We start from the raw sequence: 21868 nt of genomic DNA on the forward strand, positions 1-21868 counted from the left end.
CACCGTCCGTTGGTTAGGCGGTCGGGGTCTCGATCTCGGTCAAGATGTCTGCTGCGATGAGTGACTCGACCTCCTGATAGATATGAGCGGCGGTTTCCGCATCTACGGTCTCGATCGAAATAACGAGGGAATAGGGCAGCTTGCGTAGCCATCGATCGCCGCGTTTACGGTCGCCCCACCAGCCCTTGATCGGGAGCACGCCGATTCCGCCTTTGTGTAGAAGGTCGGAAGCTGGGCCTCGCCAGACATCATGATGGAGCGAGCCGCGGCGAGCGTTGGCGGGGCCGATCTCGAAACGGTCGTCCTCATCGAGATCTTCAGGCTCATAACCGCCATCGCGCGCGAGCCGGTTGACGCGGGCGATCGCATCGTCCACCTCGTCATCGATTCCTTTGACGACGAACCGCAGCTTCGCCGATGCATAGCGGTTCGCCTGCTGCCGCGTCGATCGCGACGGATTAGGCTCGACGAAGTAGGAGAGGGTCACCCGCAAGCGGACCTCATCCGCACCGAGTTCCTCCAACACCTCGCGGGGCCAAGGCAGCTCGTGCCACTTCATCTCGCCGAGGGCTACGCTGTTGCTCGAACCGCGGCGATAAACCTGGATGTCGTCTTGAATGATCATGGTCATCGCGTTGTCGAGGCTGTTGAGCGCGCGATCGCGGGCGGGTTTGCCGAAACCGTAGCGCTGCAGGAGGAGCGCATAGTCGCCACGGGACGGTCGCGCGGGAAGTCGCTGCCGCATTGCCGGCGTCCAGCGCGCGGAGTGAACCATCAACGCACGAACGGTTTGGGGCGTCGCGGCTGGATAGGCTGCCATGATGGAGGCCGCGAGCCCGCTTGCCGCCGCGGTGGCAGCGCTCGTCTCGCCAGTGCAGCTGAAGCGGTGGGCGCCGAAATCGCGGGCTGTCGTGACGATGCTGAGATGGGGAGCGTGCAGCGTTTGGATACCGTCCACGTCGGCGACTCGGTTGCCACCCTCCATGACGATATCAGGCTTGTTGCAGAGTGCCGGACGGTGCCAAGCGATGCCCGTCCGCGACGTCGGCGACAAGTCACCTTCGGGAGCGACATGCTCCGCCGGCCACTCTCCATGCACCAAGTGCGTGCAAGCCCCGACCGTAACCGCATTTAGCGCCTGTGAGGGCGATCGCATAGGCGAAGCATCGTTGAGCGCGATATGGTCGTCAACTTGGTAAGGCTGCTCGTCGATATTGCCGGCCGGAACGACGAAAAGACGCTGCTTGCCCGGACGGCCAAAGGCGAGTTGGTCTATGACCGTCGACAGGCTTGACGGTCGGCCGTCCGATCGCTCGCGCGGCGCGCTCATTGAAAGGGAATACACACGATTGGCGCGCGCCGTGCGCTCAATCAGTCGGACGGCTTCGCGTACAGAGGTGCCAGGGAGCGGCTGCGCGACCCCCGGCACGGCCGGTGGCAGGACGGTGACCGACTCCAGCCGGTAAGTCAGAACCACGGGATCGGTGCTGGCGAGCAGTGGCGCGAGGTTCTCGTAGAGCGCGACACCTGCCATGCCCGTGCCATGGCCATGATGGTCGTTTGCGTTCCAGGCCGGGTTAACGGTCAGGCACCGTTCGGCCTCGATAAACGGCGCGAGCAAGGGGTGGGCACGCCGGACGCCACTGTCGAGCACACAGACTCGTGGCGCGTCCCCTCCCGGTGCGACAATGCGCTGTAGAAGGGCACTGGCGGTGGCCGCCTGCCGGCTTGGCGCGAGTTCAAGCAGGTGAGCCATGAAGGAGGAAGCCGCGCGCAGCTCGGCGACCACGGGTACGCGCCGGACCAGCCGCCTTATCTGCCGGCGTGTGCCGTGCGCACGCACAACGACCGCTTCCGGAAATTGGAGATTGCCTCTCTCTATGCGAATATCGACTTCGGGCGCCGTGTCGCGGATCCAGTCCTCGGTACGCGGCCGGAGCCACAGCTCCCAAGCGAAAGGTTCGTCGCGCTCCGGTATATTACCCGGATCGGTCCAAAGATCCTCTAAGCGCCCTGGCCGGATCCTGTCGACCCGGTCGAAGAATTGCTCATTGTCGGGCCGCTGCCCGACCCCCGGCTCACTCTCGGCATAAGCCTCCGTCGCGCTCTTGAAGCGGTCGACCTTGGCCGCGCGCATGAAAACGTTCGCGGTTTGACGTCCATGATCGACCTTAACGGAGAGTAGATCGATGCCCCTGCGCGACGATTCAAAGAAGGTGAGCGGCATAGGCGTTTCGCTCGGCGCCTCGAAGCTCATGTAGAAGCCGCGATCCGTCTCAGGGAGCAGCACCTGCTCAGCGACCCGCGCGGCACTCCGAGCAGCCGCCGCGTCGACCGCAGCGACAAGCGCCTCGACGTGCTGGCGGCGATTGGTCCGGGGTACCCGCTCTTCGCGGACGAATGGGGGGATACCCTGGAATCGGAGCGCTCGGCCTTTGCGGCGGACAAAAAGGTGCGGAAGCTTGGCCATGCCTAAATCGATCTCGACCTTAAATGGCGTGTCCGGTTCGCCGGTCTTTAAGGGCGGCAGTTAGAAGGTCTGAGTCCAGCTGGCCATTATGCTCGAGCACGGCCACGCGGGCAGCGTCGATGGCGGCGCGAGCAATATCGCAGTGAGACATGCCCTTAGCCTCGGGCATCAGCGTGTCCCAATCGAGCTGGCTCAGATCGAAGGTGGTGAGGCTATTCTCCAGGACGGCGCGCGCCTGGGTTTCGTCCGGCAGCTCATAGCTGAAGATCGCATCGAAGCGACGGAACAACGCCTTGTCGAGCAGTTTGGCATGATTGGTCGCGGCCAGGATCAAGCTGGTACTGCGATCTTCCTCTAGAAACTTTAGAAAGGCCGTCGCAATACGGCGCGCCTCACCCACATCGTTGGGTATCGACCGCTCGGCGCCCAGAGCGTCCAGCTCGTCGAAAAAATAGACGCCCCGATTGTTGGCGATCGACTCGAACACCAAGCGAAGCTTGGCGGCGCTTTCGCCCATGTATTTGGTTATGACACCGTCGAGCTCGATCGTAAAAAGGGGTAAGGACAGCTCGCCCGACAGTGCTGCGGCAGTGCTTGTTTTGCCCGTACCGGGGGGGCCGCTCAGCAAGAGCTTGCGGCGAGGGCTCAGCCCATATTCGTCAAGCTTGTCGCGCTCGCGCTGCTCCTTCACGACCCGCTTGAGGGCTTCCGACAATCGACCGGGCAGCACCAGCGACGACAGCCTGATCGAGGGAAAGCTGGCACTAAGCAGGCCGGCGAGTTCGCCTTTCGGGCGCACCACCGGGATCGGGTCGCGCGTATGCTCGATCGTGGTCGCCTGACCGCGGGCTTCCTCGATCAGGTCGCGCAGCTCATCCGCGACTCGGGAATGCCCACGCTTAGCAGCGTCCGCAGCGAGCTGCAGAGCAACTTGTTCGAACCGGCTGCGATCGCCCTTGGTGTGGCTCCGCACGAGCGAAATGATTTGGGCAGCGCTGGCCACTATTTCCCTCGACGCGACAGCGAGTGATCGCCGCGTGACACGGCGTCACTCTTCAACGAATTTGCGCCGAAGCGGATCATGTTACAAGCTGGTTTTACTACTTCCAACAGCTGCCACCTGACGACTGGATCGCCGCCTCTCAGCGAACCCTGAATCGGATTTCCCGCACTCCAGCCGGCTCGTGGCGCCACGGCGCGCGGAGAAACAACTCCAATCTTATGTCACCGCTGCGCCGGGGCGTCACGAGGAAGACGTCGCGCCCGCGCCCGCCAAAGGTGGTGGCGGGCAGAGCCGGCAGCCGTTCGACGGTCAGCCCCTCGCAGTTGCCGGCTTCCCACCGGAACCCCGTAGTACCAGCCCCCGGCAAGGCGAGCTTGACCGCTTGGCCGACGTGGGCATCGATCACGCTGGAGCCTTCGGAGACCTCTTCCATCAGCGTGTCATGTCAAACCCGCTCGACCTCGATTCCGATGAACGGTAGTTCCTCGTCCAACCCGCACTGGCCATAGGCGATACGGCAAAAGCCGTCCTCCCCCCACCCCCGAGACCAGCTGTTCTTTACGATCCAGCAGGAAGCCCCGTCATCATAGCCGACTATGCAGACCGCATGGAGACCGACTTCGTCTCCCGCGGCATGTTCGTAAACCCCGCCTTTATAGAAGCGGAAATCGTCAAACACGCGCATCCCCGCGATCACCGGACCGCGAACCACAGCCCAGCGGCGGTCTTCGGCACTGTGCGCAGTCTGCCAGGAGACGACCCTGAGGACGGGCGGGATCCGCTTGCACTTGGCGTGGACGACATACGGGAAGTCGGCTTCGAGGCCGACACCCTGGCTAGCCCGCACCAGCGCGGGAATGAAGTCCCAACCGTCATCGCAGCAGGGACCGCAGCCGCAATAGAAAAGATCGGCTTCCGCGAGATCAAGGTCGGCCTCCTCGTCTTCCAGGATTGCCAGCGCGCTCTCCATGGCGGCGCAGGTCGCGAAGGCGACACAGGACCCACAGATATCTTGATATCGCGCTGCCGTGACGCGGCTTGCGTCGCGCCAGTCGACCTTGGTCGGTCGTGATCCCCTGAACGCTTCCGGGACCATGGTAGCGACCTGGAGCGCCGGCGCATCGAGGTTGGAAGGGCGCAGGCCGAACCGGCCCGGCGTGGCGACGGTGGCTGAAATTGGTGTGTCTCCGGCAAGCCATTTTAGTTTACGAGCAGAGATCGCATTCTCGACGTCCACCAGTTCCATTGCTCATTCGTGTCCCTGTTGCAGCTCGACGGCCCAGGCGGAGCATGCCTATCAGACGTTCCGCCGATGCGGAACAAGGCATCAGGGACGGACAAGTTGCGACTCTCCCCTAGGCGATTGTTCCGCAGGTGGACCGACCTTTGGCCAGTGCTCAAACCCTGAAAAGGATGCTGGGGCCCGGCAACTGGCCATCAACGGGGTTCAGAATTAACGTGACTAGGTGACTGAAACGACGGTCAGATTCTAGCGCTCTGGCAAGCGAAGCCGGGGGTTGCATGCGCCCCACTTCGGTCAAGGCAAGCGGCTGCTCCTGGCGCCTTCAAGATCGTGAACCGCGATCTATGGTTGTGAGTGCCCCCCCCCTGTCTGTTGCCAAGGTGGTAGCATCAGAGTTGCGGAAGGAAGCCCGTCCCCCCCGAGGGTTGCCGAACCCGTTACCGCTGGCCGAGCGATGTAGCACTGCCGCCCGATATTGAGCCGCTGGCAAAGTCCGGCGTCGTGCAGGGCACAAGCATCGCCGTCGCTAGCGGCGGAGCGATCGTCGCCGAGAGCCTACCCGCGCTGGTCACTGAACTCGAGCGCGCCGATCGGCACATCCAGGCGGGGACGATCTTCGGCATTGTCATCGGCGTGCTGATCGTTGCCGGAGGCGGATATGCGCTTTGGCGGCGGATCAAGGCTGCTCGGCAGCTCGGCGAGGAGGCTGCGTGATGAGCTGGCTCCTCGCTCTGCCGTGGGTGCGGCGGCTTGGGATGTACGCCGCCGCTGCCGGCGCCTTCCTTGCGGCGCTGGCCGCGATCCGTCAATCGGGCGAGCGCAGCGGGCGTCTCCAAGAGCAACTCGAACAGGAACGGGAGGTGTCCGATGCGCGTCAGCGGATGCTCGATGCGTCGCGCGATCGTCCTCGCGGGCGTGATGATCTCGCTCGGCGCATGCGCGACGGCGAGTTCTGAGCACGGCGTCGCGTGCGTGCCGGTGCCGGAGTACCGGCAAGAGTTGCTCGACCAGGCCGCGGGTGAGGTTGATCGGCTGCCCGACGGCTCGCCGGTCCTGGATATGCTTGAGGACTACGCGGTGATGCGGGCGCAGGGGCGGGTTTGCGCCGAGACACGAGGCAATCTAACAGTCCGTCCCTGAAACAAGCGAATCTTGCGTCGTCACATCTGGCCTTCCATCCTTCGGCTGTGCGGAGGCTAATGCGGGTCCGTGTTCGCTCCGTCCGACTGAGCCTGCGCGAAGGTCATCCCATGTCTCGCATATTCATAAGCCATTCGAGCAAAGACAATGCCGGTGCCGTCGCGCTTGCCGATTGGCTCACGCGCAACGGATGGAACGACCTTTTCCTCGATCTCGATCCGGAGCGAGGCATTGCGGCGGGGGAGCGCTGGGAGCGAGCTCTCCATGATGCGGCGGACCGATGTGAAGCCGTCATTTTTCTCGTCAGTCGCAACTGGATCGCGTCCGATTGGTGTGGGCGTGAATACGATCTTGCGCAGAAACTGTCCAAGCGTCTCTTTGGCGTACTTATCGACGATCTGACGATTCCGGAGATCCCCCCGCGCTTCACGGCGACTTGGCAATTCACTGATCTGCAGTCCGGGGAAGATCACGAGCTATTTCGCGCCCTCGTCCCGCCGTCAGACATCGAGCTCCACGTCACGTTCTCGAAGAAGGGCTTGATCCGATTGCGGCAGGGACTCATGCGCGCCGGGCTCGATGCGCGCTTCTTCGCCTGGCCGCCGGCCGATGACCCCGATAGAGCGCCTTATCGCGGTCTTTTGCCGCTCGAAGCCGCGGACGCTGGGATATTCTACGGCAGGGAAGCCCCCCTTGTTGTCGCCATTGACGCGCTCCGGGATCTTGCCGGCCGCGGCGCGCCCAGGCTTTTCGTCGTTCAGGGTGCGTCCGGAGCCGGTAAGTCGTCGTTCCTGCGTGCCGGCCTTTTGCCACGGCTGGCCCGCGACGACCGCGTCTTTCGACCGCTCCTTCCGATCCGCCCGTTCCGAGCAGTCCTGACTGGCGAAAAGGGTAGCTTTGTTGCTTCGCTTCAGGCGAGCTTCGGACGAGCTGGGATGGCTTCGTCGCGTGCCGACGTGGAGCCTCTATTCGCAGACCCAATCAGCCTCGGGCAACGTCTCGCGGAACTGGCGTTTAGGGCCCGTGTTCCACCGATGCCCGGCGAGGCACCGATACGCGCTCCGGTAATCATCATTCCCGTAGATCAGGCCGAAGAGCTCTCTCAGTCTGAGGGCGCTGGCGAAGCAGCCCGCTTTCTCACGCTGATCCGCGAGCTCACGGAGTCGGACACCGTGCATAACGTGGGTGGCGAACGAGTTCCTCTGCGGGTTCTAGCGCTGTTCACTATCCGCACCGAGGCGTACAGCGCACTTCAAACGGCGACCGCACTGGACGGTCTGAAGCAGACCGTATTCAGCCTCGGCCCGATGCCGAAAGGTGCGTTCGAAACGGTGATCGAGGGGCCCGCGCGCCGCCGCACCGCTGAGACCAGAAAGCCGCTGATAATCGAGCCTACACTGACTGAAGCGCTTCTCGCCGATGTGGAGAATGGCGGCGGCCGGGACACGCTACCACTCCTTGCGTTCACACTTGAGCGCCTGTTTCGCCAATTTCAGAACCTCAGTGGCACGACTTCGCTCTCCTTGGCGAACTACCAGACGCTTGGGCGGCTTCCGGGTGCCATCGAAGCCGCGGTTACTCAAGCCTTTGAAGCGGCCGATTTGGATCCGCGTGTGCCGAAAGATCCGGTTGCGCGGCTGGAGAACATGCGTCTTGGGCTTATTCCATGGCTTGCTGGCATCGATCCAGTGACGAAAGAGCCGCGAAGGAGAGTCGCTCGGCTATCGGAAATCCCGGAAAATGCGCGTCCATTGATCGGCCACCTTGTAAGTGCGCGGCTTATCACATCCGATCGCACACCCGGTGCCGATGAAGCCACCCTCGAGCCTGCACACGAAGCACTCCTTCGGCGGTGGTCGACGATGAGGGGGTGGCTGAACGATGACGCTGATCTCCTTTCTACGTTGGAAGGGGTTCTCCAAGCCACACGTGAGTGGGAGGCCAACGAAGGACGTTCCGAATGGTTGATCCATTCGGCAGGACGCCTGGACGATGCCGAGCGTCTACTAATCCGACCAGATCTTGCTGATGGTGCCATGGCTGACGGTGGCGGTCGACGAGGAGAGATTGGCAAGAAGCTTGGTTCATCGGAACGCAATTATCTGGCCGCGTGCCGAATTGCGTACAACGCCCAGCGCGATCGTGAGCTGTCGATTACGCGACAGCTCAAGGAAGAAGCCGAGTTACGCGCAGCCGCCGAAAGCGCGCACGCAAAAGCGGAGCATGAGAAAGCCGAAGAGGCCAACCAACGAGCCGCAGCTGAGCGACGTGGAAAAAAACGGGCGCTTCGGCTGAGCTACGTTGCGGCGGGGGCGCTTGTACTTACCACGGTGGCGGCTGGTATTGCCGCGAGCAAATGGCTGGAGGCCAGAAATGCGCATGATGTGACTTTCGGCTTCGTGCAGGGCGTCGTTTCAAATCTCGCCGACAGCCACTCCGATTTAATTGGAATGCCGAGAGGTCAGTTGATCGGCCTGCTTCGCAGCGCGTCCGCTTTGGCCGAGCAGGCAGCTAATTATTCTCGCAGAAACGCCGCTTCAGTGAGGGCCCGGCTCAATTCCGGAAAAAGTCTTGCCCTGGCATTCATTGAAATCGGAGACATCGAGACTGCTGATACCGCCCTCTCTGATGCACTTCAACTCGCAGTAACATCCTGCCACGAATTTAATGATTCGTCGGTATGTGCCATCGGCAGCGAAGTTGCTCTTCTGTATGCCGATTTGTTGTTTGCAAATCATCGCATTTCTGTGGGGGTCGATACCCTCAAGGATGGGCTCAAATTGGCACACGCCAGCGGCACGTTCGACGGCGAAATAGCGCAGGCTCGTATACAAAATCGATTGGGAGACTACTACTACGCACGCCGCGAACTCGTGGTTGCTGAGTCGCTTTTCAGCGGCGCAATAGCGTCATTGGAGACGAACGCATTACAATCTGATCAACGGCTGATCAGTGTAAAAATTAGGGCGTTGGTACGATTGGCAAATACCTCTGCGCTGAAAGGCCAGCAGAACGAAGCTCTTTCTGGCTTGGTGAATGCAGTTGAATTGGCAGAGAGACAAATTCTGAGCGCTGATGGCCGTATTACGCCCCTCTTAGATTTATCATTTGCTCTTGAAAGCCTGTACCGACTGGATGGATACGATGGCGAAGGTGTTCCCCTTCCCGAATGGCATTCATTGTATAGAGCAATCAGATTGCTTTCTGAAGCACGCGGCCACGACCCTAAGAATGCAGAAGTCCGAATCGCGCTGCTGCGCCTTCAAGCAGTTTACAGTCGTCTAAGCCCGAGTGTAAGTGTATCCGAAAGTGAGCAAGTTTCTTACGAAAGATTAATTGAATCATGGGGTGATCTACCTGAAAAGCAGCGCCAACTCCCGGAGACTGCAGCGTTCTTGGTCTCTCTGGCACTGGATGCTGTAACGGCTGCCGAAAATGATCAAACTAAAGATTCCCTTATTCAAAGAGCCCTCAGCGCATCAGAGCCGGTTGTCTATCATGCAGACTGGAATATTGATTATCTATTACTTATTCGTGAAGTTTTAGATAGAGCTCCTCCGAAAGGCGGTAGTTGCAACGAAAGAGTTGCGGCTATTGGTAACGCGGTAGCAACATTCTCTCAGCAGAATCGCAAATCAGTTTATAAAATATTCGAATCGACTTGCTTCGACTTACCTTTAATTAAATTTTCAGCTACTCCTTGAGGGGACACGAATCGCAATAACAATCCACACCAGGGTAAATTTGGCGCATTATTGAATTTGCTCGTTCCTCAATTGCGCGGTTTACAATGCCGCTGATTTCAAAGCCGGCGTCATACTGCGCCCAACCGGCCTCTGCAGAATTGCTTTCAACTAACGCGCCATCCAATATTCGGGCTATTGTTGAAGTAACCCAAAGTTGCGATCCGTAGGTAGTCCCGCCTTCTGCGTATCGGGCAATATGGGCGCTCGAAAAAACAACGACGCCGTCTCTACTGCTCGGAAAAGCCTTCGATGCACATGATCTCACTATGACTCCGTTGTCGTACACGAGGCTGATCGATCTTTCACAAAGATCCCCACTGTAGATTAACTCGGCAGCAGCATAGATTTTATTGAAATCAGCGTTTGTTTCGAATTCACAATAAAGCGACTCGGTTCCGCCTCCGCAGTTGAAGCATACACCACTCCGACCTATGACGCGATTTGCGTCCTGGCCACTGCGAAATACGTCTCTCGCTCTCCCCTGTGCGCCTGACGCGACGTCCAACTCAAATGGAGGGTCAAGGTCGAGTATCGAGCGTTCCAATTGATTAAATATTCGGTCGGTTCCAAATGAATTCTCGGCGTTCGCTTCGTTTACTAAAAGTAATGCGAAGCAAAGCCATAAAAAAAGCATGGCCTGCATTGCGGTGTCCTTTCGAACAGCGAGTTGACAGTTTTACGCGGGGAGGGCGAGCGGCCTTGTCCGCGATAGTGCGTGCCATTCAGTGAGATCACTTTGCATCGCATCCACCGCTCGTTCGACGCGGTCAGAGAGCAGGGCGAGCGACGCCATCGCCTCGGCCTCCCCTTCAATACGCTCGCGGATCCGGCCCAAAGCCTCAGCGGTCTCATGCGAGCGCTCCCCTATCGCCTCAAATTCGGCGTGCGCGTTGATCGCTGCGAGCGCAGCGCCCACCGTCGGCAGAAGCGCCATCAGAAACGTAGACAGGTACTTTGTCCAGTACGCGAGCCCATGCTCCTTGAAAAGGTCCAGACTATCCGCGTGCGAATGCCACCCAAAGACTGCGAGATAGAACGTGCCTACGATCCCGGTCGAGATGAATAGGACCCAGCCGACCGTGTGCAAGCGGTGGGCTACCTTGTGCATGGTTGTCGCCGTTCCCTCGTTGTAGCCAAGTTGCTCCGCGAGTTCGCAGTCGATCGTAGCCGCGCAAACCTTCCGGAGATAGGATGCATCGACCACTGCTGATGGGAACGGTAGCATCCGGCGGACGGCGCGAGCGTACCACAGTACGAACCCCGCTGGTCGGTCGCCGATGCCGGGGCGCCCGAGCGGACCTGATGCTCCGAGATAGGCGAGAACCCTAATAGGCCGGACGAGCTCGGCAAGCCGGCGATAGGCGAGCCACTTCTCGTGCCACTTGCTCGACTTCCCGGTTCGGACGAGGAGCAGGATGGCGATGATCAGAACGAGCTCGATGCCGACGAGCCAAGCCTTCGTGACAGGTGAAATCCCGAAGACGCCAACCAGCGCAAGCGCGGAGGCGGCCGCCGCAAGCAAATATGCCGAAACGAACGCGCCGCGGTAGCGCAACGCGTACCGAACAGCGAGACGATCAGCGAAGGCATGCGCGACCAATAGGTCGGTGTCGATGGCCTCTTTCAGCGGCCCGACGGTCTGCGGTCCAGACGCGCGGCACGACGTCCAGTCCTGCTCAGTCTTGGCGACGAAGGGATCCGCGAGGAATGCAGCGCGACCCGGCAGGCGTAGTCGCACGAGGGAGACGAATGTCGGGTACACCCAGCGGAAGAGCGCGTAAGGGAGCATGCGCCATCCGATCCGCTCGCGCTCCCGCAGATACTCCTCGATCCGTATCGGTGTGCCGCCCGTCTCGCCCTCTGCTGGCGGCGAAAGAACCGCGCTGACCACCTCGTCCAGCGCGCTCAGGTCGCAATGGGTTAGGTCTTCGATCCGTGCAGCCGCCGGCGGCATGTCCTCAAGCCCAGCCCAAACCACCGTTGGAGAGATCACATCGTCCGCTGGATTGATGAGGACGATCGGGATCCCTTCGGCCACAGCGCGGCTGACGATGTCTGCCGTGCCGCCCTCTTCACCCGCCCGCTCGTTCCATACCGCGATCAGGATGTCCGCGTTCGCGAGCATCAACAGGCCGGCCGCTTGATACGCGCGGTGAACCTTCTCACGTCTGCCGTCGAGGGCGAAGACGGCCCGTGCTTTGGCCTGAAGTCGCTCGAACCGCTCAGCGGCAGCTCCATCAAAATCCTTCGCGTACTCATCTGCCTCAAACGGCAGAACCGCATCGAGCGTGAACCCGCGACGGACGGCTTCCTCCGCGACGATCTGGTCAGCTCCTTCAGCGAGCGATGAAACCACGACGGTCTCGCAAGCTGCGGCACCATCCGGACGCAGGGCAAACACGCTCTGGTTCTCGGCAGCGACCGGGCAAGCGGCGGCCTCGATCTTGTCCAGCACATTGCCGACAACCTCCGCGACACGAGCGAGAGCCGCCTCAGGGAGTTTCGGCGCGACGCGATGCCCGGTCACGCCTATACGCAACACAGCTCCGGGCTTTGGCGGCGTTGCCGGTGTACGCGCGGCAAGGCCTTCGGACGAAGAGGTGGCAAGCTGGTTCATTCGGAATTGGACTGGTCTGTGGCAACGTCCAATCGTGGCACGCTCGCCGGTAAACCGCCACCGCAACTGACCGGGGCTCGACGCATTCGCGATGAACGACGCCAAAATGAGCAGCGCTGCAGTTCGGCGCAACATCCTCGCGCTGGACGGCGGTGGAGTTCGCGGAGCGATCTCGATCGCTTTTCTCGAGCGGATCGAGGCGTTGCTCGCCGAGCGGGGCGGCGGCCGGCTTGCCGATCATTTCGATCTTATCGGCGGCACTTCGACCGGTGCGATCATCGCCGGCGCGTTGACGCTCGGGTACAGCGCCACCGACATCCGCGACTTCTATCTTAAGCTCGCGCCGCAGGTGTTCCGGCGCTCGTGGCGCCGATTGCCTGGGCTGCAGTCAGTGTTCGACCCGGCGCCGCTAACCCGCGAAATTGCCGCCGTCGTCGGCGACCGGACCCTGGAGAGCCCTGACCTCCGCACGCACCTCGCGATCGTCATGAAGCGGATAGACACCGGCTCGGCCTGGGTAGTGACCAACAATCCGCGCGCTCCGTACTGGGACGATCCCGCCGACGGCAGTTACGTCGGCAATCGGCGTTACATGCTGAAGGCGCTGATCCGCGCGTCCACCGCAGCGCCGCACTATTTCGCGCCGGAACCGATCCCGATCCTGTCCAACCAGCCGCCCGGTCTCTTCGTCGATGGCGGCGTGACGCCGTACAACAATCCGTCGCTCCTTCTCGCGATGGTCGCGACGATACCGGCCTACGGCTTCGGCTGGCCCTGGGGCGCCGACCGACTGACGATCTTCTCGGTCGGCACGGGGGCTTATCGCGCCACGCTCGACCCGGCGAAGGCGGCACGCATGTCCTCGGCCGGCCTGGCGGTGAAAGCGCTCGCAGGCCTGATCACCGACGCGGAGGTGGCGACGCTGACGCTGCTGCAGTGGCTGGGACGCGCCGAGACCGTGTGGCCGATCAACTCCGAGATCGGCGACCTCACCGATGCGCCCCGTCCGGATCCGCTCTTCTCATTCACGCGGTACGACGTTCGCCTCGAGGCGCCGTGGCTCGAGGACGAGCTCGGCATGCGGCTCACGCATCGCGAAATCGAAGGCCTTCGCCAGATCGACAACGCCTCGATGATCCCGCTCGCTTACGAGATCGCCGGACGCGCCGCCGAGAAATTCGTCGAGCCACGCCATCTCGAGCCTTTGCTATCCGTCGCGTCGAGGGGGTGAACACACGACTGATCCAGTTGCCATGTTGCCATTGTGAGGAACAAAACTTGACGGCGCCTGTGGCCGCGTTGGGATTCGCCGCCGAGATGGGCTAAGCGCTCATACTTCTAGCGCGTAGGGTTTGGACAATCTGGGCGACGAACTGAAGCGCGTCCTGCTCGGCGGTCGCCGAGAGGATCATGTCGAGATTGTCCGCCGTGGTCGTCGGCTGGAACCCCTCTTTGATCCGCGTCACAGCGTCGGAGAGATGCTCCTCCGCTGCCTCGGCGTTGCCGGCCAGCACGGCGATCTCGAGCAGCGTCGCGTGCTTCCAATAGTCGTCGATGCGGATGTGCTCCGCGCTGTAGCGCACCACCGGCAGGACCTTCGCGAGCTCCGCCTTGGCGTCAGCATCGCCTTTGATGAAGAGCAGAGTCGCTAGATTCACGCCAGGATAGAAGTCACACCAATTGGCCTCGAAGCCTCGGCGGTAAGCTGCGATCGCTTTCCGAAGATGCCCAGCTGCGAGGAGATCGCCGCTATCCCGGGCGGCCTTCCACCGGGCTTTGTGAACCCGGCCGATCAGGGAGGAGGTCTCCGGATTGGCGCCGCGCTCCTCCTCGAGTTTCTCAAGAACGGTGAGAGCTCGCTCCGCATACGTCGGCGATCCGGTCTTCTCGGTGAGCCGGTTCAACGCCATGCCGAGTTGCTCGCGTGGCAGGGCCTGGCGCTTCAATAGTTCCGGCATCGCGTCGTAAACGGCCACGATGCGATCCCACGCGGAGACGGCGCGATATGCGAGGAGCAGTTCAAGGACTGGCGTCGCCTCCGCTTCCTCGATCGCACCGAGCTCCTCTCGTATCCCGTCAAGCGACGCAACTGCCGCTGCGACGCTCTCCTTGCTCTTGAAGTCCACTCCAGCGCGAACGTCGGCGATCCTAGCGCTGATCTCCTGCTCGCTGCGGATGCGGTCGGGAAAGAGATCAGCCCGGAGGTGCTCAATTTCTGGCGGGGTGAAGCCGTTGATCAGGTCGAAAAGGGGGCTGTCGCTCTCGTGACGCCGATCATGGCGATAACGGCGTTCGCGCTCGTGCGCGGCCTTCAGAGTGGTGGTGAGTGCTTCGATGAAGCGCGGTAGCTGGCTTTCGTCGAGCCGTCCCTCTGAATCAAGCGCGTACGGGATGGCGCGTAGCGGCGCGACGTCGAAGGGCATGCGCTCGGGATGGGCCGTTATCGCAACGGTGGTCCGGGGCCGGATGGCGTGGCGGGCACCGAACTCGTAGTAGACGTTGGCATTGTTGGTCGTGAGGTCGGCCACGGCGAAGTCGCAGAGGATCAATCGCTCGAAGAACTGCTTGTGGATCAGGCCGCCCCGAGCTTCGAGGTCGCCGCGTAGCGGGGACATTCCGGCTGCCTCAATGCCCTTCCGAATGGCGCGCTCGAAGACGTCGTCAAAGTCGATCGTACGGTTCGCCGCCGGGTCCGGCTTTCGGCCAAACGGCATGAGGATGAAGCAGAGGGGCGGCTCCACGCAACGACTCCTTCTGATGGCATTTCAGCACGCCAATCGTCGGTCCGAATTTTCGCAGGCTATTTGACAAAGCCGGATAGCGCCATGACGATCCAGTCGTGCGGCGAGTTCTATCGGTCGAAGCGCTGCGCCGACAGGCGGCCGGAGGTGCGCTCGCGAGTTCAAGATCGGCCTCGCGCAACAACGTGCGTTGACGCCACTGGAGGTTGATCTTTGTGCTTGGAACTGCGCCCTTCAGAGGATTGTAAGATGAACAAGTATCATCCGCTTAGAGGCTGAGAGCGGAAAGAGAGTGAGCAAGCAAGACGACGTGTCTTTGGTGGAGCTGGCATGACTTCAGATGTCCGCATCTTTGTTTCCTCGCCGTCAGACGTTCCAGCAGAGCGGATCGCCGTGGAGCGAGTGGCAACTCGTGTCGCGGCGCAATTCGAGGGCCTTGAGATCAAGGTGACTCGGTGGGAGAGCGGTCGCTACTACTCCGCCCACACCGGTTTTCAGGAGCAGATTGAGGAGATCGGGCGCTTTCACCTCGTCGTCGGCATTCTGTGGTCTCGTCTCGGCACGCCGCTCCCACCTGGCTTTGGGCCCGGAATGCCTCCGCCCCGTGAAGGACAGCCCTATCCCTCCGGCACTGCGTTCGAGATTCTGGAGGCTATCCGCCTGCGGAACGAGCGGGACGCTCCACCACCGGAGATCCTCGTCTACCGCAAGCTTGCGCCCACTCCATCGGCCAAGGCGGATGACGACATGGCTCAGGAAGAGCTCCTGGCTCAACGGCGGGCCGTGAACGGGTTTTTTCGAGACTTCTTCGCCAACGAAACCGAAGGCTTCAAGGGAGCCTTCCAGACGTTTGAGGATCTCGACCGATTTGAATCCCGTTTCGAGGCTGACCTGATCGCCTGGCTGCGCGATGCCGGCGGTCTAGGTCGGCAGCGGCGCTGGCGGATAGAGGATCCAGAACGAGGTTGTCCATTCGTCGGCCTGAATGCATTCGGTCCGAAGCATCGCGATGTGTTCTTTGGCCGTCGCGCTGACATTGAGCGAGCGCGCGAACGGCTCGAGGCCGGCAATGGCTTCCTAATGATCGACGGGGCGAGCGGCACCGGCAAGTCCTCGCTGGTTCGCGCAGGACTTCTGCCGCGGCTCCGCGATCTCAACCCCGACTTGCGTGTCGCCATTACTGTTCCCGAGACCGCAGATCCGCTTACCGCGCTGGCCCAAGCGCTCTTCGACAAAGACGCCTTGCCCGAACTGGCGCGAAGCGACTACCCCGATTCTGTCGCGCTGGCGCGGCATTTCGCCGGCGGAGGCGACGCGTCCCCGGTGCTTCGCGCGCTTGACCGGGCAGCCAAGGCGCTCATCCAAGCGGAACGGCGCGACAGCCCTACCGATTTGCGACTCGTCGTGGTGGTCGACCAGTTGGAGGCGCTCTTCACCAATCGTGTGCCGACCGAGATGCGCACCGTATACGCCAACTTACTCGCCGAGTTCGTCGCCTCGGGCTGTATCCGGCTAGTCGCGACGCTTCGCGCCAACGCCCGTGAGGCTGCACTTCTCCTTCCTGCACTCGGTCAGCTAGTAAACGGCCAGATGGGGCTAAGCCTTGAGCCCCCGGGTCCGGACGCTGTAGCCGAGATCATCCGCGGCCCCGCCGAGGCGGCGGCACTAGACTTCGAACGCAACGGCGAAGGTGTGGGGCTCGACGAAGTTCTGCTTCGCGAGGTGGAAAAGGACCCTGACGCGCTGCCGCTCCTGCAATTCGCGCTGGAAAAACTGTACGAGAGCGCGGCCAGGCGGGTGGTCAATGGCGGTGCCAGACTGGGCGACATCCCGGAAAGCTCGCCGGTCTTGACGTTGACGCATGGGGATTATCATGCGCTTGGCGGGCTCTCAGGCGCGATCGGTCACCAGGCCGAGACAGCGCTGAAGGAGCTTCCCGACGCCGTCCAAAGCCGGCTCGCTCCACTGGTGCGATCATTGACCGAAGCCGGGTCGGGTGCGTTCGTGTTGGCCCGAGTACCGGCCGCTCAGGCGGCGCCCGACCCCGAAACCCGGGAATTGGCTGAAGCTCTAATCGCCGCGCGGATTATCGTTCAGGGCAGCGATCGCGATGGCGATTCCGGAGGCGCAGTGACAACTCTGCGCTTCAGCCACGAGCGCGTACTGACGGCCTGGGATCGGGCTAGGGTTGCGGTGCAGGCGGCGGCCGGCTTCCTCCGTGTCCGGGCCGACCTTATCCGGGCCGAGGCTCGTTGGCGGCAAGCGGGCCGAAAGCCTGACCTGTTGTTACCATCAGGAATCCGTCTTGCCGAAGCCGAAGAAGCTTTCCGCGACTTTGGCCCAGAACTGGACCGGCAAGCCCCTCGCCTGCGTGATTATGTGCAGAACTCGGGCCGTCGCGCCCGTCGCCGACAACGCCTTACTCAAGTTGCCGCGGTTGTTTTGGCTGCTCTCACCGTAACGGCGGTATCACTCGCGTACAGGAGCTACCAAGACAGCATGCGGGCTGAAAAGGCTCAAATTCAAGCGGAAACAGAGCGTGATCGGGCCGAATTGTCGCAAGGCCTTGCGGACGAGTCTCGGCGAAGAGCAATGGCTCTGCTGGCCCAGTTACTTGCCGAGGACGACCCCCAATCCTCGCTTAGATTGGCCGTTGTCAACTGGCCGGTTAGCGAACAGCCGACAAAAGAGTTCCAAGCTTTGGCCTTGCAAGCGATTTCGATAGCTCTAAAAGGGACGCTTCCTCAAAATGTGATTTCTGGTCCTTGGGGATTGTCATCAGTTGATGATCTTAGCCCAGATAGATCGATGGTCCTTTCTAGTGACTTTGACGGAAATGTGACGCTGTGGGGCGTAGCCACGAAAAGCGAGGTTCTAAAGTTTTCTGAACATACTGATTACTCGCTTGCGCGCGCATTTTCGTATGATGGCCGGCACGTCTATACCGGCGCAGATGACGGCTCAGTGTTTGCTTGGGTTGCTTCAACCGGAGAGAAGATTGCCGAATTTCCAGGCAACGAAGATCGCGTGTGGCAGGTGGAAATAAACCCAACGGGTTCGATGCTTGCTACTGCCGGCCAAGATCGAACAGTCCGCATTTGGAATACCGATACAGGTGAAATTAGAGCGGTTTTGCGTGGACACTCGGAATACGTTCGTAGCGTAGGATTCAGCCCGGACAGTCAGCATCTTGTCTCCGGCTCCGGTGACGATTCTGCAATCGTCTGGGATCTCAGTTCTGAAAGCCCTAAATTCATTCTCCTGGGACATGAAGGAGAGGTCCGTTCAGCAGAGTTCAGTCCGGATGGAACGCTGATCGCTACAGCCTCTGGAGACCACACAGTTCGCATTTGGGATGCCAGTAGTGGCGAAACCGGTACCATCTTGAAGGGCCATGATGATGGAGTAAATTCCGTTGCTTTCAGCCCAAATGGTCTCGCTCTGGCTTCAGCATCTAGCGACGGGACTATTCGAATTTGGGATGTGAGAACAGGTAGCGAAATCCGAAAACTCCTAGGTCACGATGGAGAAGTCCGGACGGTAAAATTTACCCCTGATGGAAACGAAATTTTATCCAGTTCATTCGATCGAACCATTCGGATTTGGAATGTACAAGGATCATATCCTGCTTCCGAGGTACGTGATGTGGGCTGGTCCGACAGTGTAACTTTTAGCCCGGATGGACGTTTGATAGTTCCGAGCAAGTACCACAGTCCGGAAATAATTGATATTGAGAATGGTCAAATCATGGGGCGAATTGACACTGTTACCCCTGGTGGTATTGGCGGCCCCCTTATCCACAGCGTCGTATTTAGCCCTGACGGGCGTCGAATATTCACCGCAAGCGGCGGCCAGGTACGGGTTTGGAGCTCGACAGGTGACCCGCAGGGAGTGTTATGGGAGAATGAAAGAACAATTGTTCGTCAAGTTGCAGTTGATCCGGATGGGAGTAGAGTTGCAATCGGTTCGGACGATAGGCTCGTGCGGCTTCTAAACTCACGCACCGGAGCCGAAATTCTACAGCTCGCAGGTCACGAAAGCTTTGTCTACGGCGTCGCATTTAGCTTTGATGGAACCAAAGTCGCTTCAGCTTCCGGGGACAATACTGTGAGGATTTGGGACTCATCTACCGGTACTGAGCTTGCGGTACTGGAAGGGCACGAAAAGCGGGTACTCAGCGTTTCATTTAGCCCAGATGGAAAATATGTGGTTTCGACGTCTAGCGATAACTCGGTTCGAGTATGGAGTGTTGACTCAAGAGAGCAACTAATGGTCCTAAATGGGCACACATCGGAAGTACGACGCGCTGTTTTTCATCCAGGCGGTGAACGTATTTTGTCCGGTTCCGCGGATGGCACCGCTCGGATCTGGGATTTGCAGACCGGCGCTGAATTGTTATCGATGAAAACGGTAGATACAGTAGATGATGTAGCGGTCTCTGCAGATGGCTCGCGGTTTGCTATCGTTGGTCAATTCAAATCTGTAAACGGCCCTGCCCGACCTGGGTCGGCTGGTTTACTAAGAATTTGGAAATGGCGCGACATAACTGGGGCTGCGCCGCAGGTTGCTTGCGGTTACATTCGGCCCGACGGTGGCGTGATGGACGCTTCTGTGTCAACAACATTGGAAGGACTTTCCCCGCCCTCGGTTGAAGTGATGGCCAACTGCGAGCAGTTCGCTCCAATGATTTTTAGAAACTGAAACATCTCTTCAGCGTCTTGTTGCCGTTTTGATTGGGTCGAAAACATGCATTCCCCCAAGGTTTTTGAGAGGCGGGCTCTAGGTCGTGGACTCATGGTGTCGTAGCCATAGGCGGGTCGATGCCAAGGCGACGGCGGCCATGAAGTTTCGGGCGAGTTTGTCGAATCGGGTGGCAATGCGGCGGAAGTGCTTCAGCTTGTTGAAGTACCGCTCGACGAGGTTGCGCAGCCGATAGAGCGGTGGCGCAACGGTGCGCATAACACGAACGTTGCGCTGACTCGGGATGTGGGCGGTGGCGCCTCTGGCCGCACACCATTCGATCAGCGCCTTGGCGCTGTAGCCGCGGTCGGCCACGATGTCCGGTGCGAGTGGGAGCCCGTCGAGGAGGATCGGCGCTGTTGTCTTGTCGGAGGCCTGACCAGCCGTGATTACGAAGCGGATCGGCAGGCCCCGCTCGTTGACGACGGCGTGGAGTTTGGTCGTCAGTCCTCCACGAGAACGGCCAATGGCGTGATCCGGGCCCCCTTTTTTCCGCCGGCTGCGTGCTGGTGAGCCTTCACGATGGAGCTGTCGATGAGCTGGAGCGCGGCCGGCTCTTCTTGAGCAAGTGCCTCGAACACCGCCAGCCATACGCCGCGCTTGGCCCATCTGTTGAAGCGATTGTAGACCGTCGTCGATGGGCCATAGCGCGCCGGCAAGTCGCGCCACGGTGACCCGGTCCGCAACACCCAGAAGATGCCGTTGAGGACACGCCGGTCGTCCACACGCTGCTTTCCGGGCGGCGCCGGCGGCAACAGCGGCTCGATGATCGACCATTCCACTTCGCTCAGATCGTAATGACCTGCCTGGATTCTTCGGACCACGCTTAGCTTGAGAACGCTGCCCCTGTGTCTGCCTCGTTGAGCCCCGTGTGGGGCGGTTTGACGACGGGGCGGGCCGTGGAGGCCCCACATACCGCAGCGGTCCGCCCCGTCGTGGCCGCTGGGTGTTCGGTGCTGGTCTTCGCCGCGAAGGCGGCCGGCGTCAGATAGCCGAGGCTCGAGTGAGGTCGCACCTCGTTGTAGTGCCGGCGCCAGGCTTCGATCGTCATCTTGGCCTCGGCGCGCGAGCGAAACCATTCCAGGCTCAGGCACTCGTCGCGGAACTTGCCGTTGAAGCTCTCTCCGGTGCCATTTTGCCAGGGTTTGCCCGGATCGATCAACGCCGTGTCGGCGCCCTGATCGACGATCCACGCCAGCAGCGCGCGGGAGACGAACTCCGGCCCGTTGTCGGACCGCAGGTAGAGCGGCGCGCCGCGCTCGGACACAAGGCGCGACAGCACCTCGATGACTCGCGAGGAGCGGATGCGGCCATCGACCTCGATCGCCAGGCCCTCCCTGGTCCACTCGTCGGTGATCGTCAGGCACTTCAGCTTCTGGCCGTTGGCGCACCAGTCGAACACGAAATCGTAGCTCCAAACCTGGTTCGCTCCGGTCGGTGCCATCGGACGCGGCCGGCCGGCGGCGATGCGCTTGCGCGGCCGTTTGCGCGGCACCAGCAGCCCGGCTCGCCGCCACAGACGGTACGCCCGCTCGAAGCTCATGGCGTGACCGTCGCGACCGAGGAAGACCGCGATCCGACGGTACCCGTAGCGCGGATACTGGGCCGAGAGCTCGACCATGCGCCTCAGCACCGGCGCGTCCTTCTGCGCCTGCCGCGAGCGATAGGTGAGCGCCGACCGTGCTACTCCGATCAGCGTGCAGGCGCGCCGCTGCGACAGGCCCCGGCTCACCGCATAGGCCACGGCCGCGCGACGCTCCGGCACGCTCACCATTTTTTTGCAGCGATCTCCTTCATCACCTCGATCTCGAGGTCCCGCTCGACCACCAATTTCTTCAGCCTCGTGTTCTCCGCCTCCAGCTGCTTCAGCCGCCGCACGTCGTCGGCCTCGAACGCGCCGAAACGCTTGCGCCAAGTATAGATGGTCTGCTCGCTGACACCGTGCCGCTTCGCCACCGTCGGCGTCGTATCGCGATCCGCCTCCCGCACGATCGACACCATCTGCTCGTTCGTGAATCTCGACTTGCGCATCCTTCCCTCCATGCCGGAGGGCAGCCTCTCAAGGAATTGTTGGTCCGAAATTACCGGGGCAGGTCAGTAACGTGCCACGCCCCAACTCCTGACTGACAGGAGATTGAATCATGGGCGCGACCATTTGAGAATCCCGG

12 protein-coding genes and 1 pseudogene are annotated in these 21868 nt (G+C 61.0%); 5 read left to right on the plus strand and 8 right to left on the minus strand.

All coding sequences use genetic code 11. The features are described 5' to 3' along the window. Positions 1-13 precede the first annotated feature (13 nt). The 4 genes from MRB58_RS11120 to MRB58_RS11135 form a co-directional block, all read right to left on the minus strand. Positions 14-2470 carry a S8 family peptidase gene (locus MRB58_RS11120; protein ID WP_244781770.1) on the minus strand — a complete coding sequence of 819 codons (2457 nt, stop codon included), beginning with the start codon at positions 2468-2470 and terminating at the stop codon, positions 14-16. 19 nt (positions 2471-2489) lie between these two features. Beyond that, positions 2490-3473 (minus strand): AAA family ATPase, encoded by a 984-nt coding sequence (locus MRB58_RS11125; protein ID WP_244781771.1) that lies wholly within the window; start codon positions 3471-3473, stop codon positions 2490-2492. A gap of 139 nt (positions 3474-3612) precedes the next feature. Then, positions 3613-3906, minus strand: a complete 294-nt coding sequence (locus tag MRB58_RS11130) for a protease inhibitor I42 family protein (protein WP_244781772.1) — start codon at positions 3904-3906, stop codon at positions 3613-3615. 12 nt (positions 3907-3918) lie between these two features. Further along, the gene (locus tag MRB58_RS11135; RefSeq protein ID WP_244781773.1) at positions 3919-4719 is read right to left on the minus strand and encodes a C1 family peptidase; all 801 of its coding nucleotides are present in this window, start codon (positions 4717-4719) and stop codon (positions 3919-3921) included. A gap of 498 nt (positions 4720-5217) precedes the next feature. Here MRB58_RS11135 and MRB58_RS11140 point away from each other — a divergent pair, with 498 nt between their 5' ends. The 3 genes from MRB58_RS11140 to MRB58_RS11150 all read left to right on the plus strand — a co-directional run bounded on the left by MRB58_RS11140 (position 5218) and on the right by MRB58_RS11150 (position 9560). After that, a complete protein-coding gene (locus tag MRB58_RS11140; protein ID WP_244781774.1) occupies positions 5218-5430 on the plus strand; it encodes a hypothetical protein in 213 nt (70 codons plus the stop codon). Then, entirely contained in the window at positions 5430-5672 is a 243-nt protein-coding gene (locus MRB58_RS11145; protein ID WP_244781775.1) for a hypothetical protein, read from the plus strand. Before MRB58_RS11140 ends, MRB58_RS11145 begins: the two co-directional genes overlap by 1 nt. A 294-nt stretch (positions 5673-5966) precedes the next feature. Then, positions 5967-9560, plus strand: coding sequence for a toll/interleukin-1 receptor domain-containing protein (locus MRB58_RS11150; RefSeq protein WP_244781776.1), 3594 nt, complete (start codon positions 5967-5969; stop codon positions 9558-9560). Between the two features lie 718 nt (positions 9561-10278). Here MRB58_RS11150 and MRB58_RS11155 read toward each other — a convergent pair. Next, a complete protein-coding gene (locus tag MRB58_RS11155) occupies positions 10279-12219 on the minus strand; it encodes a hypothetical protein (RefSeq protein WP_244781777.1) in 1941 nt (646 codons plus the stop codon). A 91-nt stretch (positions 12220-12310) separates the two neighbouring features. Between MRB58_RS11155 and MRB58_RS11160 the strand changes: the two genes are divergently transcribed. Next, complete coding sequence (locus tag MRB58_RS11160; protein WP_244781778.1) at positions 12311-13450, plus strand: patatin-like phospholipase family protein; 1140 nt, start codon at positions 12311-12313, stop codon at positions 13448-13450. Positions 13451-13541: 91 nt separating this feature from the next. On the opposite strand, the gene MRB58_RS11165 is transcribed toward MRB58_RS11160, so the two are convergent. After that, a complete protein-coding gene (locus MRB58_RS11165) occupies positions 13542-14960 on the minus strand; it encodes a TRAFs-binding domain-containing protein (RefSeq protein ID WP_244781779.1) in 1419 nt (472 codons plus the stop codon). A 330-nt stretch (positions 14961-15290) separates the two neighbouring features. Between MRB58_RS11165 and MRB58_RS11170 the strand changes: the two genes are divergently transcribed. Then, positions 15291-19661 (plus strand): AAA family ATPase, encoded by a 4371-nt coding sequence (locus MRB58_RS11170; RefSeq protein ID WP_244781780.1) that lies wholly within the window; start codon positions 15291-15293, stop codon positions 19659-19661. A gap of 78 nt (positions 19662-19739) precedes the next feature. On the opposite strand, the gene MRB58_RS11175 is transcribed toward MRB58_RS11170, so the two are convergent. After that, a protein-coding gene (locus tag MRB58_RS11175; RefSeq protein WP_244781961.1) for an IS5 family transposase occupies positions 19740-20512 on the minus strand; the annotation gives its coding sequence in 2 pieces (ribosomal slippage) (positions 19740-20197 and positions 20197-20512; 774 coding nt in all). A gap of 137 nt (positions 20513-20649) precedes the next feature. Then, positions 20650-21731 (minus strand): annotated as a pseudogene (locus MRB58_RS11180) (IS3 family transposase); the annotation flags it as partial. Positions 21732-21868 lie beyond the last annotated feature (137 nt).

Origin of the sequence: Acuticoccus sp. I52.16.1, from assembly GCF_022865125.1 — a bacterium.
Taxonomy (GTDB): Bacteria; Pseudomonadota; Alphaproteobacteria; order Rhizobiales; family Amorphaceae; genus Acuticoccus.

Excerpts from the sequence above, each read along its gene's own strand:
- MRB58_RS11170 (WP_244781780.1), top strand. The coding sequence starts at position 15,291 with ATGACTTCAGATGTCCGCATCTTTGTTTCCTCGCCGTCAGACGTTCCA.
- MRB58_RS11130 (WP_244781772.1), bottom strand. The coding sequence starts at position 3,906 with ATGGAAGAGGTCTCCGAAGGCTCCAGCGTGATCGATGCCCACGTCGGC.
- MRB58_RS11155 (WP_244781777.1), bottom strand. The coding sequence starts at position 12,219 with ATGAACCAGCTTGCCACCTCTTCGTCCGAAGGCCTTGCCGCGCGTACA.
- MRB58_RS11135 (WP_244781773.1), bottom strand. The coding sequence starts at position 4,719 with ATGGAACTGGTGGACGTCGAGAATGCGATCTCTGCTCGTAAACTAAAA.
- MRB58_RS11120 (WP_244781770.1), bottom strand. The coding sequence starts at position 2,470 with ATGGCCAAGCTTCCGCACCTTTTTGTCCGCCGCAAAGGCCGAGCGCTC.
- MRB58_RS11160 (WP_244781778.1), top strand. The coding sequence starts at position 12,311 with ATGAACGACGCCAAAATGAGCAGCGCTGCAGTTCGGCGCAACATCCTC.
- MRB58_RS11150 (WP_244781776.1), top strand. The coding sequence starts at position 5,967 with ATGTCTCGCATATTCATAAGCCATTCGAGCAAAGACAATGCCGGTGCC.
- MRB58_RS11145 (WP_244781775.1), top strand. The coding sequence starts at position 5,430 with ATGAGCTGGCTCCTCGCTCTGCCGTGGGTGCGGCGGCTTGGGATGTAC.